The organism is Bacteroides coprosuis (assembly GCF_020741705.1).
Lineage (GTDB): Bacteria > Bacteroidota > Bacteroidia > Bacteroidales > Bacteroidaceae > Bacteroides_E > Bacteroides_E coprosuis.
Genome location: NZ_DYYK01000015.1, coordinates 20284 through 36434, shown reverse-complemented (window position 1 = coordinate 36434; position 16151 = coordinate 20284). Strand labels below are relative to the sequence as shown.

The following is a 16151-nucleotide window of genomic DNA, read 5'->3' as shown; positions in this document are numbered from 1 at the left end:
ATAAATCAAAGACGTGTTTCTCCTTTTAATTTATTAATTTTGCACTCTATAATATACCAATATATAATTGATTTAATTTAATATGGAATTAGCAAGTAAGTATAATCCCGCTAATGTTGAGGAGAAGTGGTACGCCTATTGGATGGACCACAAATTATTTAGTTCAAAACCCGATGGAAGAGAACCCTTTACCGTCGTCATACCTCCTCCTAATGTTACTGGTGTCTTACATATGGGTCACATGCTTAATAATACTATCCAAGATATTTTGGTGCGTAGAGCTCGTATGCAAGGAAAAAATGCTTGTTGGGTTCCTGGCACCGACCATGCTTCGATTGCAACTGAAGCAAAAGTTGTAAATCGCTTGGCTGAACAAGGAGTTAAGAAAACAGATTTAACTCGTGATGAATTCCTAAAGCACGCTTGGGACTGGACAGAAGAGCATGGAGGTATTATTTTAAAACAATTACGCCGTTTAGGTGCTTCATGCGACTGGGATAGAACTGCTTTTACTATGGATGATATTCGTAGTGAAAGTGTTATTAAAGTCTTTGTGGATCTTTATCAGAAAGGACTAATTTATCGTGGTGTACGTATGGTCAACTGGGACCCAGTAGCCTTAACTGCTCTCTCTGATGAAGAAGTTATTCACAAAGAAGAACATAGCAAGCTCTATTATTTAAAATATAAAGTTGAAGGCGAAGATACTTATGCTATTGTAGCTACTACACGCCCTGAAACAATTATGGGTGATACTGCCATGTGTATCAATCCTAATGATCCTAAAAATCAACATCTCAAAGGGAAAAAAGTGATTGTTCCTCTTGTAGGAAGAGTTATTCCTGTAATTGAAGATGATTATGTAGATGTAGAGTTTGGTACTGGATGTTTAAAGGTTACTCCTGCTCATGATGTAAATGACTATATGCTTGGTGAAAAACACAATTTACCAAGTATTGATATTTTCAATGACAATGGTACCTTAAGTGAAGCAGCTGGTTTGTATGTGGGACAAGATCGTTTTGATGTCAGAAAACAAATTATTAAAGATCTTGAAGCCGCAGATTTATTATTAAAGGTAGAAGATTATACCAATAAGGTAGGTTATTCAGAAAGAACAAATGTTGTTATAGAACCTAAACTATCTATGCAATGGTTCTTGAAGATGGAAGATATGTCAGCTAAGGCATTAAAGCCTGTGATGGATGATGAAATTCACTTCTATCCTGAAAAATATAAGAATACATATCGTCACTGGATGGAGAATATACGGGATTGGTGTATTAGCCGTCAATTATGGTGGGGACACCGTATTCCTGCTTATTATTTACCCGAAGGAGGTTATGTAGTAGCTGAATCTGAAGCAAAAGCTCTTCAATTAGCAAAAGAAAAGAGTGGTAATCAAAATCTTAAAATAGAAGATCTTCGTCAAGATGAAGATTGTTTAGATACTTGGTTCTCTTCATGGCTATGGCCTATCTCTTTATTTGATGGAATAAATCATCCAGATAATGAAGAAATGAAGTATTATTATCCTACATCCGACTTAGTAACTGGTCCTGATATTATTTTCTTCTGGGTAGCCAGAATGATTATGGCTGGATACGAATATGAAAATAAGATGCCTTTCAAGAATGTTTACTTTACAGGTATCGTTCGTGATGCTCAAGGGCGTAAAATGTCAAAATCATTAGGTAACTCTCCTGATCCAATTAAGCTAATAGAGCAATACGGTGCTGACGGAGTGCGTATGGGTATGATGTTGGCTGCTCCTGCAGGGAATGATATTCCTTTTGACGTAGCACTTTGTGAACAAGGTAGAAACTTCAATAATAAAATATGGAACTCTTTCCGATTGATTAAAGGTTGGGAAGTAAGTACAGAAATTGAAATTCCAGATACAGCTAAATTAGCTAACCTATGGTTTGAAAGTAAGTTGAATGAAACCATTAAGGAGGTTGATGATTTATTTGGCAAATATAAACTGAACGAAGCCCTTATGGCTATTTATCGTCTTTTCTGGGAAGAATTCTCTTCTTGGTATTTGGAGATAATTAAGCCAGCTTATGGTCAGCCTATTGATGTGTCAACCTATAGTTCAGTATTAAACTACTTTGATGCTTTACTTAAACTACTTCATCCTTTTATGCCTTTCATTACAGAAGAGCTATGGCAAACAATGGATAATCGTAAAGAAGGTGAAAGTATCATGTTCCAAAATGTTTTAGCTTCAGACTATACAAGTGAATCTTTATTGAAGGATTTTGAAGTAATGAAAGAGGTTATTAGTAATATTCGTATGGTTAGAGCCCAAAAGAATATTGCATTAAAGGATGCTTTAGAACTGAATGTTGTTGGAAATAATCCTATTGATTCTTATAACTGTATTATTGAGAAAATGGCTAATGTCTCTGCGATAGAAGAGGTCGAAGATCACGTAGAAGGTTCTTCATCTTTCATGGTAGGAACTCAAGAATTCTGTGTGCCTTTAGCTGGTGCTATTGATGTTGAGGCTGAGATTGCTAAGATGGAGACAGAGTTAAAGCATAAAAAAGGCTTCTTGCAGGGTGTAATGAAAAAGCTAAGTAATGAGCGTTTTGTGAATAGTGCTCCTGCTCAGGTTGTAGAACTTGAAAAGAAAAAGAAAGCAGATGCAGAAAGTATCATTAAGTCTTTAGAAGAAAACATTGAAGCACTTCGTAATGCTTAAATAAAATATTAAACATAATTTATATATCAGAGGGGGTAGTTCGAACTATCCCCTTTGTTATTATGTAATGTAGTAGATCAAAACAGTTCTCTAAGTTTGAGCAAATAATAGCAATACTTGTACAGAAGTAAATGTATAAATAGAAACAAGGCTGCCTTTAGAGGGCAGCCTTGTTTAAAATATTTAGATTCTATTTAATCTTCTAGTAAGTGTTGAAGAAAGTCATCTAGTTCTTGATCTAGGCCTTTTAGTAGCTCATCATTAACAATAAGTAAATCTTCATCAATTAATAATAGATCTTCTATAACTTCACCTTCTTCATCTATTAGTACAAATGAATAAGGTTTTAGAATATCTAGTTTATCGAAAACTCCATTATCTTTTCCTTGTTGAAGAATATTGCTTAATTCTTTAGCAATATCATTGTAAAAGTCTTCATTGTTTTCGTTAATCCATTCCTCTACTTGAGTACTTGCTAATACTTGATCATCATCATCCATAATAGCTAATGAACCAGAATCTGAATTGGGTTGTAAATAAACATCTGTCACTAGTGGTTGTTCTGATCTATTTTGAAGCTCTTTTACAGCAATTTTTATAGACTCATTGATAGTAGCTATAGAAGTTGATGATAAATTCATAATTGGACTCTTTTAAATTTACTCAAAGGTAGAAAAACAAAACAATATTATAGAGATACCAACCGATTAATTTTCGATAACAAAACGATTCATTTGCTGATTTAATATCTCTTTATTCTCAAATCTCTGTTTTAAAAGTTTAGAATATAGAAGACAATTGACATATAGGTCATTGGAATCTTTGAGTTTTGTTGTTGTAGAAGTCATATCTATGTTATAATACTCTTGAGCTAGTGTCAGAGCCTTTTGAATCCATTCATAAGCTAATTCTATTTGATCGGATATTTCTGCATAACCAGCCGCATTATAAGCAGCTTTAATGCGATAAACCATTTTACTGTTGTTGTTATAAATATTCTCACATTCTAAAAGGGCTTTATCAAAATCATTGTTTTTTACAGCCTTATTGGCTAAAGCAAATGGGGGTTCGTCTGTGTATGAAAGTCTACTTTCTGTTTTCCAATGTGGAGTCAAATCTTTTGCTATGGATCTTCCAATTAAATATCCAGCAGTTAATGTATAATCTTCAGGCTTTCTTTTATTCTTATTGGGTATAGTTAGTTGTAGGATAAAAGAATCAGTGATATCTATTGTGTCTTTTTTTCCATGAATAAAAGCTACATCTTTCTCTGTATTATAGATTTGAATAAACGGATTAATGGATTCCATATAGAAAGTAGCAGGGTTTGGATAATTAATTTCTATATTTTGATCTAAAGCATTCACCGCCTCTAATGAAATAATTAAATCGGCATCTATTTTATCTTTCATTTTTTTGAATGTGTCGGTAGGTAAAATGAGAGAATCTGGAACAGCCCATATTGTATCTGCTATAGTAATCTGTTTAAAATAATCGGTTTCAGCGAGTGCCGAAATCATACCATTAAAAATATCTTCCGCTGTAGTTTTTGTAAATGCTAGGTTTTCAGATTGATGCGTTATATCCTTGGGGTGAATATTATTTAAAACAGCTATATGTGTTATCCTTTTAGGAAAAGTTATTTTCCCTGGTTCCATATAGTCAATACTATAATAATTGGAACTTATACTACAAGAAGAGAGTATTAGGAATATGCTGAAAATAGTAAAAAAGTTGAATGAATGTTTTTTCATATCCTGCTTTATTATGAACTGAACCAAAAATAGGAATAAATCCTTACTATATAAACAAAAAAGAGCAACCTTTTGTTGGTTGCTCTTCTATATTTGAGATTTAAGTATGCTTATGCATTCTTGCCATGGCAGTGTTTGAATTTCTTACCGCTACCACAAGGACAAGGATCATTTCTTCCTACTTTAGTTGGAGCAACATAAGGCTCGTTTTTAGGTTGTTCACGAGTATCTTTAGCTGCTGCTTCATCCATACCTTCAGGTCTTGATAAGTCTTGTTTCTCTTCTCTGTATTGAGGAGCTTGCTTTTGTGGTTCTGGAGCAGCTTCTTGTACTTCAGCTGGATCTTGAATTGGTATTTGTCCTCTCATTAATACAGTGATTGTTTTGTCATTAATCTTATCGACCATATAATCGAATAGCTTAACAGACTCCAATTTGTAAATAAGAAGTGGATCTTTCTGTTCGTAACTTGCATTACGTACAGATTGTCTTAGATCATCTAGTTCTCTTAAGTTCTCCATCCAAGCTTCATCGATGAAGTGAAGTAGAATTGCTTTTTCAAATGCTTCAACAACAGCTTTACATTCTGTGTCATAAGCTCTTTTTAAGTTGCATGAGATGTTGTATACTCTCTTACCGTCCGTAATAGGGATAAGAATGTTTTCATACATCTGTCCGTGGTTTTCGTAAACTTGTTTGATAACAGGGAATGCAATCTTAGAAAGAGTGTCTGATTTTTCTTTGAATTTATCTATAGCAGCATTGAATGTTATTTCAACTAATTCATTAATGTTACCTTCTTTGAGTTGTTCTTCAGTAAAAGGTATATCCATAGCAAATAGGCGTAGGATTTCCATTTTACAGTTTTGGTAGTCATCACGATTGTCTTGTACAGCAACATCACAACGGTCCCAAATCATATTTACTATGTCCATACCAATACGTTCTCCCATTAAAGCATGGCGACGTTTTGTATAGATTACGTTACGTTGTTTATTCATAACGTCATCATATTCTAGTAAATATTTACGAGAACCAAAGTGGTTTTCTTCAACCTTCTTCTGAGCTTTTTCAATAGAGCGAGAGAGCATTTTGTGCTCAATCATTTCTCCTTCTTTAAAGCCTAGAGTATCCATCATTTTGGTTACTCTTTCAGGAAGAGAAAGACGCATTAAGTTATCTTCCAATGAAAGGAAGAAAATAGAAGAACCTGGGTCTCCCTGACGTCCTGCATGACCTCTTAACTGTCTATCGACACGACGAGATTCGTGTCGCTCTGTACCAATAATTGCAAGACCACCTAAGTCTTTTACTTCTTTTGAAAGCTTAATATCGGTACCACGACCTGCCATATTTGTTGCAATAGTAACTGTGCCCTTTTGTCCAGCTTGAGCAACAATATCTGCTTCTCTTTGGTGTAGTTTAGCATTTAATACGTTATGTGGAATATTACGCATATTCAACATACGACTAAGCATCTCCGAAATATCTACAGCTGTAGTACCCACTAAGACTGGACGCCCATCTGCAACAAGTTTTTCAATTTCTTCAATTACAGCTTTATATTTTTCACGTTGTGTCTTATAAACACGGTCGTTCATGTCAATACGAGAAATAGGCTTATTTGTAGGAATAACTACAACATCTAATTTGTAAATATCCCAGAACTCACCCGCTTCAGTTTCAGCAGTACCAGTCATACCTGATAACTTATGGTACATACGGAAGTAATTTTGAAGAGTAATAGAAGCAAATGTTTGAGTTGCTGCTTCTACTTTGACTCCTTCTTTTGCTTCAATAGCTTGGTGAAGACCATCAGAGTATCTACGGCCTTCCATGATACGACCAAGTTGCTCATCGACAATCTTAACTTTGCCATCAACAACAATGTACTGGTCGTCTTTCTCAAACATAGTATACGCTTTAAGAAGCTGATTGATGGTATGCACTCTTTCAGATTTGATAGCATAATTATTCATCAATTCATCTTTCTTCTGAAGTTTTTCTTCTTCAGTTAAGCCACTTTGATTTTCTAGTTCAGATAATTGAGCAGCAATATCAGGTAGTACGAATAATTTAGTGTCATCTGATTTACCCGTAATTAAGTCGATACCTTTATCGGTAAGATCTACACTATTTAATTTTTCATCAATAACAAAGTAAAGAGGATCAGTTGCCTCGTGCATACGTTTGTTATTCTGCTCCATAAACATTTCTTCAACTTTTAGCATACCAGTTTTTATACCTGGTTCACTTAAAAATTTGATAAGAGCTTTGTTTTTAGGCATTGATTTATGGCTACGGAATAAGGAAATAAATCCTTGTTCTTGCTCTGCTTGATCTTCTGATTCAATTAATTTTTTAGCTTCTGCTAAATAAGCTGTAGCCAATTTTTTTTGTGCAGCTACTAGTCTTTCCACTAGAGGTTTTAATTCATCAAATAGCTGTTCATCTCCTCTTGGTACTGGTCCAGATATAATAAGAGGTGTTCTAGCCTCATCAATAAGCACAGAGTCAACCTCATCAACTATACCATAGTTGTGTTGTCTTTGTACCAAGTCTTGAGGGCTACGTGCCATATTATCTCTCAAGTAGTCGAAGCCAAACTCATTGTTGGTACCATAAGTGATATCTGCTAAGTATGCTTGTCTACGAGCTTCAGAGTTAGGTTGGTGTTTGTCGATGCAGTCAATAGATAATCCATGGAACATATAAATAGGTCCCATCCATTCAGCATCACGTTTTGCTAGGTAATCATTTACGGTGACAACGTGAACACCATTTCCTGTTAGAGCATTTAAGAATACAGGGAGAGTCGCTACAAGAGTTTTACCTTCCCCTGTTGCCATTTCTGCAATTTTACCTTTGTGTAATACTACACCACCAAACAGCTGTACATCATAATGAATCATATCCCATACGATTTCATTACCACCAGCTTGCCAGTGATTTTGATAAATTGCTTTATCTCCATCAATGCGTACGAAATCCTTGGTTGCAGCTAGAGTTTTATCAAACTCAGTAGCAGTAACAACAATTTCTTCGTTTTCTGAAAAACGACGGGCTGTATCTTTTACAATTGAAAAAGCAACAGGCAAAACTTCATCTAGTGCCTTCTCGTAGATTTCTAGTATTTCTTTTTCAAGTTTGTCAATTTGATTAAAGATTTCTTCTCTTTTTTCAATCGGAGTATCTTCAATTGAGGCTTTTAGAGCATCAACTTTTGTTTGCTCTTCGCTAGCACAATCTTTAATGTATTTCTTTAATTCAATAGTTTTTGCTCTTAAGCTATCATTATCAAGCTTTTGAACGTCTGGATAAGCAGCTTTTACTTTTTCAACCCAAGGCTTGATATCCTTCATGTCTCGGCTTGATTTGTTTCCAAAAAGCTTACTTAGTAAGTCAGTAAATCCCATGTATATTGTTTATTTATTTGCTAAAAATGAAAGTGAAAAACTTTGCTGTCACAAAGTTACATTAAAATGCTGATTTTTCAGAACATTTATGAAAAATGAATGAAAAGGATCTATCGTATGCGATCGATAGCTTTCGATCTAGAGCCATTAGGTGCTCTAATTTTAATGGTTTGAGCAATGGTTGGAGCTATTGCTTCAGCTGATATAGGAGTATTAATTACTTCTGCCTTAAAAGGTGCTCCTAAAAAGATAGTAGGAGTTTGAATTGCAGAATAATTAACGGTAGATTGAACGTCTTTCTCATTGATTATTTGCCAGCCAGGAAGTACTTCAATTACTAAATCTCCTGATCTTTTTTTATGAAAGCTATTACGTTCTAATTCTTTATATGGGTTCCAAGAGCCTAATAATAAATCTTGTGCGTAATATACCTCATTTACGCCACTAAATTGAGATAAGAAATTGGCGGCTCTTTGCTGAACATCTTCTATCTTTAATTTTTTATCTTCAATCAGCTTGTGATTTAGATAAATTTGTAAGTCGTGGTGTGCCTCTACAAACTGACCTTCACCATAGTAGGCCATTAAGTAGAGATTAAGGAGTGCAGAACATCTATTTAGATAAAAATCTCCAGTAGGAATTCTATGTTCTTTTAAAACATTACCTGTTTGGCCATTGACATAACCTGTAGAAGTAACATAAAAAATCGTATTCTTTAGACCGATTTTATTATCAATTATTTGTAATATTTGTGCTATACTTCTATCTAGTCGTATATAAGTATCTTGTATCTCAAGGGATGCTGCCTCACTCGTACCTAATGCATTTCCTCCATAAAAAGATAATTGGATAAAGTCGGTAATGTCATCTTCACCTACTCCGCTTTGTCGAAACAATTGTTCTGCCAATAATACAATTTCTTCGTTAATTATCGGACTTATTGGCACTTTGGCATATTGTTCACTATTGCTATTACTAGTTAGGCTATGCCTAAAGCTTTTTTTACGTCCATTAAGAGATTGGTTATAATTCTCTATAGGTAGGAGAGGAACCCATTCTAAACTATTTTCTCTATAGTAAATAGGATTTTGCTCATTATATTGGCTTGCCCACCAAGGGAAGTCTGAATAGTAAGTTGAGCCACACCATTTCCCTGTTTCTTTATTAAACCATAAAGCTGCATCTGCCGCATGACCAGCAGATAGAATAGCCATGTCAGCTTCTGGAGCTATAGAATATACGATAGCCTTTCCGTGAGAAGCTAGTTTTAGTTCGTCTGTAATTGTTGAACTCAATAGATTTTGAGCTGATGAACTAAGGCTTGTGTAGTTTCCCATATAAGCTGAATCATAGATGCAGCTTTTGGGTTGCATGGTGGATAAGTCTAACCACTGATTAGCTATTATTCCATGTATAGATGGTGTGGTACCCGTATTTAATGTTGCAGTAGTATTAGAGCGGTCTCTTTTTGCTAGAGAGAAATCAGTATCTTTATATACCAATCCTTCTTTCCACAATTTTTTAAATCCGTCTTCTCTATAAAGATTCCAATAGGCCTCGATCAGCTCCGTACTTAATTGGTCAATATTAAGACCAACAACAACCTTGGGCTCTACTTTCATAGATTGAGCTTGTAAGCTTGTTATAGCAATTGCAGTAAGTATTGAAGTAATGAGTCCTCTCATCTTTTTGTATGTATTAATAGGTTAGTTAATGATCTTAACCACAAACATCCTGCCAAAGGTAATATCGCAAAGTCGAAATTTTGAGGAATTAGGCTAAAAAACACTATAAAAAGTGTTAAAACGCCTAAGTTTATATAATGGTAGGTCACTTTTTTCTGTTTTTTCTCTAAATATCCAATATATGGAGCTAAAACGAGATGAAGAGGATGAAATAAAATAATAAGATAATTAGGGCTTACTGTAGGGTGCTCTGAAAATAGAGCTAAGAAAGTAAGGACACATCCTACGACTCCGAAGATTGCAAAAGTAAAAGTATCCAAAACCCAATAGCTTTTCTTTTTCTTATACTCTAATAAAGAGGTTAGGAAAAATAAAAAAAACAAAGTTGAAAATATGATTGTAGGGGTTGGTATAATAGCTATTGTTTCTTCTTTATGAGGCGTTTTTAATAACTCTTTTATAGGTTTTACGATTGGCTTAGAATCAAAATTTGTGTGATTCAATATATGCATTAGTTCAATAGGTATAAAGGTTTTGTCTTTGATGGACATAACTTTATCTGCATCACTTCCAAGGCAGAGGTCAATACCAAACTGACTCCATGGAAAGTTTTCGGTGTACTTATGAATGATGGATCTAAATGTATATATTTTGTCAGAATCATCTTGGAGGAGTAAGGGTTCATGTAGTGCTCCAATAATTTGGTCTAGTGGTCGAGTTGCACAATTGTCAAATAAAAAATTATATCTGTAAATCCTATTTTGAGGTTGATAATTAAGTTCAAGTGCATCGACTAATCGACTTTTTTCTTCAATTGTTAGATTTAGTTCTTGCTCCCAAACGCTCCTTTTATAGAAGTCATACTCATACATAAAATAATCAAAAGGAACTTTCCCTAATTGGTAGTCTGTGTGTCCAAGAGCAAATCGCCAGATAAAGTGATCACTTTTAAAATCAAAGATGCCATAATTATATACTTCATCATAATTAGTATGTGGAACTGTGACTCTGATAGCAGTGTGTCCAAATAGTGTATATATTTCATCACCTGGACTGCAAGTCAGAAGGCTTATTCGGATTGAGTCAGAGTAGGGGTAGGGTGTATTAGCTTTGGAAATGAGTAAGAAGCTAAAAAAGAATATTGTTAGGAGTGCTTTTCTCATTATTTTACTATTAATTTGTAGCAAAGATAGGCTTATTTTCTCATTACCTTAGAGATTATATTTTAAATAACACTCTTAGTTTATTCAAACTTGCTTATCTTTGTTACTTTATAATATTATAGATAGACAGTGAATCTGATTATTGATATAGGAAACACGGTAGCTAAGGTTGCTGTATTTAATCCAGAAGGATCAATTATAGATATATTATATTGTTCGAATAAGTCTCTAGATCATTTGTGTGAGATTTGTCGAAAATATCCTATAAAGAGAGGAATCATAGCTACAGTTATAGACTTGACAGAAGAAGTCGAACGAAAGCTAAAATCTCTTTCTATACCTATGATTTGGCTGGATCATACGACACCTCTACCTATAACAATTTTGTATAAAACTCCTCAAACTCTCGGATATGATAGAGTTGCAGGTATTGTAGGAGCGTATACTGAATTTCCCAATACAAATATTTTAGTGATTGATGCAGGAACGGCTATAACTTATGATTTTATAGATGATAAAGGCCAATTTCATGGAGGAAATATCTCTCCAGGAATACGAATGCGTCTTCAGGCACTTCACAGCTTGACAGGGAGATTACCTTTGGTAGATCCTGATGGAGAAATAAAAGCCTTAGGCCAAACAACAGAAGAAGCAATTAGAGCAGGAGTATTTAAAGGCGTTGAGTTTGAAATGCTTGGTTATGTGGAACGAATGAGTATCCAGTATCCTAATCTTTTGGTTTTTTTAACGGGTGGTAATGACTTTTCTTTTGAAACGAAGTTAAAAAGTAGCATATTTGCAGATAGATTTCTTGTTATTAAAGGATTGAACAGAATATTAAACTACAATAAATGGGACGAATAAACAAAATAGTATGTGCTGTAATAGTCACTCTATTTTCGGGAGTTGCTTTAGCGCAGAATAACACAAACTCTCCCTATACACGATACGGCTTAGGTCAGTTAACTGATCTTGGGTCAAGTAAAAGTAAAGCTATGGGTGGCGTTGGTTTTGCGTTGCGTGACAACTCACAAATAAACCTCTTAAACCCAGCTTCATATACAGCAATGGACTCTCTTACTTTTTTGTTTGAGGGAGGTGTCAGTTTCCAAAACGCAAACATTGATGATGGCTCGACAAAGTTAAATGCTAAAAACTCTAGTTTAGATTATCTCGCTGTTCAGTTTCGTCTAAAAAAATGGATGGCTATGAGTGTAGGACTTCTTCCTTTTTCAAATGTTGGATATCAAATTGTTGAAGGTAGGGTTAATGAAGATGACCCCGAAGCTAATGTCGCTTTTACGCATAAAGGCAATGGAGGTTTGCATCAATTCTATACAGGTATCGGTTTGAATCCAATTAAGGGTTTGTCTGTTGGGGCTAACGTTTCATTCTTGTGGGGATCAATAACGCATAATATCTCTATGTATTTCCCGAATGCATCAGAAAGTGATAAGAGAAAGGCTTATAATGATAAAGTATCTCTAAAAAGTGCTAAAATTGATTTTGGAGCTCAGTATTCATATCCTATTGGGAAAGATGATGAATTAACAATTGGAGCTGTTTATACTCCTAAAATGAGTATGTCTAATGATACTGAAACAACTACCGTTTTCAATCATCAAGTATTGAAAGAAGGCTCTTCTAAATTTGACTTACCTAGTAGCTTTGGTTTAGGAGTAGCTTATAATTGGAATAAAAAATTATTAGTATCTTTAGATTTATTACATCAAAAGTGGAGTAAAGCTAAATATTATGATAAAACGGATGCTTACCTTGATTACAACAGAATATCTGTTGGTGCAGAATACTCTCCTAATATCTTTGCAAGAAACTACTTTGCAAGAATAAAATATAGAGTAGGTATGTATTATGCTGATCCTTATTATAAAATTGAAGGGAAGCGTGCTGCAAGGGAATATGGCGTTAGTGCAGGGATAGGTCTACCAATCCCTAAAGTAAAATCTCAATTAAATGTCTCTGCTCAATATATCCGTATAGATGGTAGATCAGACAATTTCTTAAAAGAGAATTATTTAAGAATAAATGTAGGCTTAGTCTTTAATGAAAGATGGTTTGCAAAACGTAAGATTTAAAGAATAAAAGTACGTAAATAAATATAACTTAAGATGAAGATTACAAAACTATTAGCTGTTGTATTACTACTGTTAGGAGTTACCAATGTCTCCGCACAGGTAGATGAGAAATGTCTATCGAATAGTAGTATTTCACACGAAGCCGTTAAGGTTGGAAACTACAAAGATGCTTATGAACCATGGAAAGAGGTAATAAAAGATTGTCCTCTACTACGTTATTATACTTTTACCGATGGTTTCAAAATCTTAACTAGTTTCTTGGATAAGGCAGAAAAGAGCTCTGCAGATTATACTAAATATTTTGATGAGTTGATGCAACTTCATGATTCTCGTATGGAGTATATTCCTCAATTTAATGAAAAAGGAGTAACTAATATCCCTTCTGTTGATGCAGCACTCGGACTTAAAGTGATAGATTATCTAACATACAGTACTAATCCCGATTATAACTTGGCTTATGATTGGACTAAAAAATCAGTATTAGCAGAGAAAGCTGATTCTCAGCCAGCTGTTTTGTTTTATCTAGTAAACCTTTCTTTAGCTAAACTTCAAACTGATGCAACTTTTAAAGAATCATTTGTAAATGACTATTTATTTGCAAGTCAGCTTGCTGAGGAAGCAATAGAAACGAGTACAAAAGATGTCTATAAAAAAGCTTACGAAGATACCAAAAATAGTTTGACTGCTCTTTTCATTAATAGTGGAGCTGCAGACTGTCAATCTTTACAAGATATTTATGCTCCTAAGGTAGAAGAAAACAAAGATAACATTGAGTACTTGAAACAAGTAATATCTGTTATGGAAAGCCTTAAATGTAGAGATCAAGAAGCTTACGCTCAGGCATCTTTTTATTCATACCAGATTGAACCAACTGCTGAGGCAGCGATGGGTTGCGCTATGAGATCTTATAAAAAAGGAGATATCAATGAAACAATTAAATTTATTGATGAAGCTATGGGTCTAGAAGTAGAGCCAGCTAAAAAAGCAGAAAAAGCTTATTATGCAGCTACATTCCTTTTTGCAGGTAAAAGATATAGTCAAGCTAGAAGTTATGCACTTAAAGCATTAGGTTTTGACCCTAATAATGGATCAGCTTATATACTTATCGCAAAACTTTATGCTTCAAGTCCGAACTGGAGTGATGAAGCAGTTTTAAACAAGTGCACTTATTTCTTGGTAATCGATAAGTTGCAAAGAGCTAAGGCTGTCGATTCAAGTGTGGCAAATGAAGCTAATGAGTTAATTAGAGTTTATTCTCAATACACACCAACTGCTCAAGATCTATTTATGTTAGGTTATAAAGCAGGTGATTCAATAACTATAGGTGGATGGATTGGAGAATCAACAACTATTAGATAAACTAGTATGTTTTTGAATAAAAACAATACAAAAAATACATTTATAAAAAGCATAACAGTGACTCTTTCAGTCACTGTTATGCTTTTTTTGATATTCGCGTCTTCATCTTGTACTAGGAAGAAGGATAACTTAGCAGATAAAATAACAAATAGAGATTCCTTGCCATTATTGAATACAATTGGTGTTGAATCTCTAGTTTCAGATTCAGGAGTTATCCGTTATCGAATATTGGCAGGAGAGTGGCTTATCTTTGATAAAGCTGAGCCTTCCTATTGGTCTTTCGAAAAAAAAATACATCTTGAGAGATTTGATAGTTTGCTTCGAATTGATGCCCAAATTGATGCTGATACAGCTTATTTTTATGATAAAGATCGTCTATGGGAGCTTCGAGGTAATGTTAAAATTGTAAATTTAAAAGGTTCCACATTTACAACAAATTTGTTATATTGGAATCAACAAACTGAAAAAGTCTATTCAGATGAGTATATTACGATTGAGGATGGAGATAATATTTTCCATGGAATCGGTTTTGATGCTGATCAACGATTAGAGGTATATACAATTAGAAAGCCAACAGGAATTGGTTATGTAGACTTAAATGAGGCGAAAAAAGATTCAGATTCAATAAATAACTAATGGCAACTATAATATTACTACTTCTACTTACAATGTTATTCTCTGCATTCTTTTCAGGAATGGAGATTGCATTTGTGTCTGTGGATAAGTTACGCTTTGAAATGGAAAAGGGGAAAGGATTTAGTTCTAAGATACTATCCTTGTTTTTCAATAATCCCAATAACTTCATTTCCACAATGTTGGTCGGTAATAATATAGCACTTGTTATCTATGGGATTTTGATGACTTATGTCTTAAACTATTTATTTCTTGATGCTTTAGTTTCTAATCAGTTTTTAAAAATGCTGTTTCAAACTATCTTATCAACTATCATTATCTTATTTACAGGAGAGTTTTTACCTAAAACCCTTTTTAAGATTAATCCCAATTTAGTCCTTAAGGTATTAGCCTTACCTCTATTCTTATGTTATATTATCCTTTATCCGATTTCTTTGCTGGCATCAACTTTGTCTTATTTATTGTTGAGAGTCTTTGGTGTAAAAGTAAATAAAGAAGTTTCTAATAAAGCTTTCTCTAAAATTGATCTTGACTACTTTATTCAGTCGGGAATTGAAAACATTGAAAGCAAGGATGAGATTGAAAATGAAGTTCAAATATTTCAAAATGCTCTTGATTTCTCGGCTATAAAAATAAGAGACTGTATGGTTCCACGTACAGAAATTGTAGCATTGGATGTGAAGGCCTCGCAAGAAGATTTAATGAATATCTTCATTGAAACAGGACTTTCTAAGATTATTATTTATGATGAAAATATTGATAAGGTAGTAGGCTATATTCACTCCTCTGAAATGTTTCGAACTAAGTCGGATTGGCAGAAAAGAGTTCAAGATGTTCCTATAGTACCCGATACTATGGCTGCTCATAAATTAATGAAACTCTTTATGACCTTGAAGAAGACTATTGCTGTGGTTGTCGATGAGTTTGGAGGAACATCCGGAATTGTTTCTTTGGAAGATCTTGTTGAAGAGATATTTGGAGATATAGAAGATGAGCATGATACATCCACCTTTGTGTGTAAAAAAATAAATGATGTTGAATTTATTTTATCGGCACGGTTGGAAATTGAAAAAGTAAATGAAATGTTTGATCTTGACTTACCTGAATCTGATGAGTATTTAACAATTGGAGGTCTTATTTTACATTTTTATCAAAGTCTACCTAAGTTACACGAAGTGATAATAATTAATAAATTTCAATTTAAAACACTGAAAGTAACAACCAATAAAATAGAGCTGGTGCGTTTAAATATAATAGAATAAGCACTTTGTTGAAATATTTATTGTCTATAACTTAGACGCGTGTATGGTTTTTTTGTATCTTCGTGCGCTTATA

At 34.0% G+C, this 16151-nt stretch carries 11 protein-coding genes; 6 read left to right on the top strand and 5 right to left on the bottom strand.

What is annotated here, in order from left to right:
• The first annotated feature begins 82 nt into the window (after nt 1-82).
• Nucleotides 83-2710 carry a valine--tRNA ligase gene (locus K8V80_RS00785; RefSeq protein ID WP_006745720.1) on the top strand — a complete coding sequence of 876 codons (2628 nt, stop codon included), beginning with the start codon at nt 83-85 and terminating at the stop codon, nt 2708-2710.
• A 194-nt stretch (nt 2711-2904) separates the two neighbouring features.
• Here K8V80_RS00785 and K8V80_RS00780 read toward each other — a convergent pair whose 3' ends face one another.
• The 5 genes from K8V80_RS00780 to K8V80_RS00760 form a co-directional block, all read right to left on the bottom strand.
• Nucleotides 2905-3351 carry a hypothetical protein gene (locus tag K8V80_RS00780; protein ID WP_006745719.1) on the bottom strand — a complete coding sequence of 149 codons (447 nt, stop codon included), beginning with the start codon at nt 3349-3351 and terminating at the stop codon, nt 2905-2907.
• A 66-nt stretch (nt 3352-3417) separates the two neighbouring features.
• On the bottom strand, nt 3418-4464 hold the full coding sequence (locus tag K8V80_RS00775; RefSeq protein WP_276774689.1) for a DUF6340 family protein: 1047 nt from the start codon (nt 4462-4464) through the stop codon (nt 3418-3420).
• A gap of 110 nt (nt 4465-4574) precedes the next feature.
• A complete protein-coding gene (gene secA, locus K8V80_RS00770; protein WP_276774687.1) occupies nt 4575-7880 on the bottom strand; it encodes a preprotein translocase subunit SecA in 3306 nt (1101 codons plus the stop codon).
• 110 nt (nt 7881-7990) lie between these two features.
• Nucleotides 7991-9565: an alkaline phosphatase family protein gene (locus tag K8V80_RS00765; protein WP_276774684.1), complete on the bottom strand. Its 1575-nt coding sequence runs from the start codon at nt 9563-9565 to the stop codon at nt 7991-7993.
• Nucleotides 9562-10728 carry a DUF4105 domain-containing protein gene (locus K8V80_RS00760; protein WP_276774681.1) on the bottom strand — a complete coding sequence of 389 codons (1167 nt, stop codon included), beginning with the start codon at nt 10726-10728 and terminating at the stop codon, nt 9562-9564. The genes K8V80_RS00765 and K8V80_RS00760 overlap by 4 nt, the downstream gene beginning before the upstream one ends.
• 129 nt (nt 10729-10857) lie before the next feature.
• On the opposite strand from K8V80_RS00760, the gene K8V80_RS00755 reads away from it, so the two are divergent.
• The 5 genes from K8V80_RS00755 to K8V80_RS00735 are packed head-to-tail and all read left to right on the top strand — an operon-like array spanning nt 10858 to nt 16078.
• On the top strand, nt 10858-11592 hold the full coding sequence (locus K8V80_RS00755; RefSeq protein ID WP_006745714.1) for a type III pantothenate kinase: 735 nt from the start codon (nt 10858-10860) through the stop codon (nt 11590-11592).
• Nucleotides 11580-12824: an OmpP1/FadL family transporter gene (locus K8V80_RS00750; RefSeq protein ID WP_006745713.1), complete on the top strand. Its 1245-nt coding sequence runs from the start codon at nt 11580-11582 to the stop codon at nt 12822-12824. Before K8V80_RS00755 ends, K8V80_RS00750 begins: the two co-directional genes overlap by 13 nt.
• Nucleotides 12825-12857: 33 nt before the next feature.
• Nucleotides 12858-14183 (top strand): tetratricopeptide repeat protein, encoded by a 1326-nt coding sequence (locus tag K8V80_RS00745; RefSeq protein WP_006745712.1) that lies wholly within the window; start codon nt 12858-12860, stop codon nt 14181-14183.
• A 6-nt stretch (nt 14184-14189) separates the two neighbouring features.
• Nucleotides 14190-14819, top strand: coding sequence for an LPS export ABC transporter periplasmic protein LptC (gene lptC / locus K8V80_RS00740; protein ID WP_006745711.1), 630 nt, complete (start codon nt 14190-14192; stop codon nt 14817-14819).
• Nucleotides 14819-16078: a hemolysin family protein gene (locus tag K8V80_RS00735; RefSeq protein ID WP_276774675.1), complete on the top strand. Its 1260-nt coding sequence runs from the start codon at nt 14819-14821 to the stop codon at nt 16076-16078. The genes lptC and K8V80_RS00735 overlap by 1 nt, the downstream gene beginning before the upstream one ends.
• Nucleotides 16079-16151 lie beyond the last annotated feature (73 nt).

What these genes read in the sequence shown, in the direction of transcription:
- K8V80_RS00780 (WP_006745719.1), bottom strand. Translation starts at nt 3,351, where the DNA reads ATGAATTTATCATCAACTTCTATAGCTACTATCAATGAGTCTATAAAA.
- K8V80_RS00745 (WP_006745712.1), top strand. Translation starts at nt 12,858, where the DNA reads ATGAAGATTACAAAACTATTAGCTGTTGTATTACTACTGTTAGGAGTT.
- K8V80_RS00785 (WP_006745720.1), top strand. Translation starts at nt 83, where the DNA reads ATGGAATTAGCAAGTAAGTATAATCCCGCTAATGTTGAGGAGAAGTGG.
- K8V80_RS00765 (WP_276774684.1), bottom strand. Translation starts at nt 9,565, where the DNA reads ATGAGAGGACTCATTACTTCAATACTTACTGCAATTGCTATAACAAGC.
- lptC (WP_006745711.1), top strand. Translation starts at nt 14,190, where the DNA reads ATGTTTTTGAATAAAAACAATACAAAAAATACATTTATAAAAAGCATA.
- K8V80_RS00750 (WP_006745713.1), top strand. Translation starts at nt 11,580, where the DNA reads ATGGGACGAATAAACAAAATAGTATGTGCTGTAATAGTCACTCTATTT.
- K8V80_RS00735 (WP_276774675.1), top strand. Translation starts at nt 14,819, where the DNA reads ATGGCAACTATAATATTACTACTTCTACTTACAATGTTATTCTCTGCA.
- K8V80_RS00775 (WP_276774689.1), bottom strand. Translation starts at nt 4,464, where the DNA reads ATGAAAAAACATTCATTCAACTTTTTTACTATTTTCAGCATATTCCTA.
- K8V80_RS00760 (WP_276774681.1), bottom strand. Translation starts at nt 10,728, where the DNA reads ATGAGAAAAGCACTCCTAACAATATTCTTTTTTAGCTTCTTACTCATT.
- secA (WP_276774687.1), bottom strand. Translation starts at nt 7,880, where the DNA reads ATGGGATTTACTGACTTACTAAGTAAGCTTTTTGGAAACAAATCAAGC.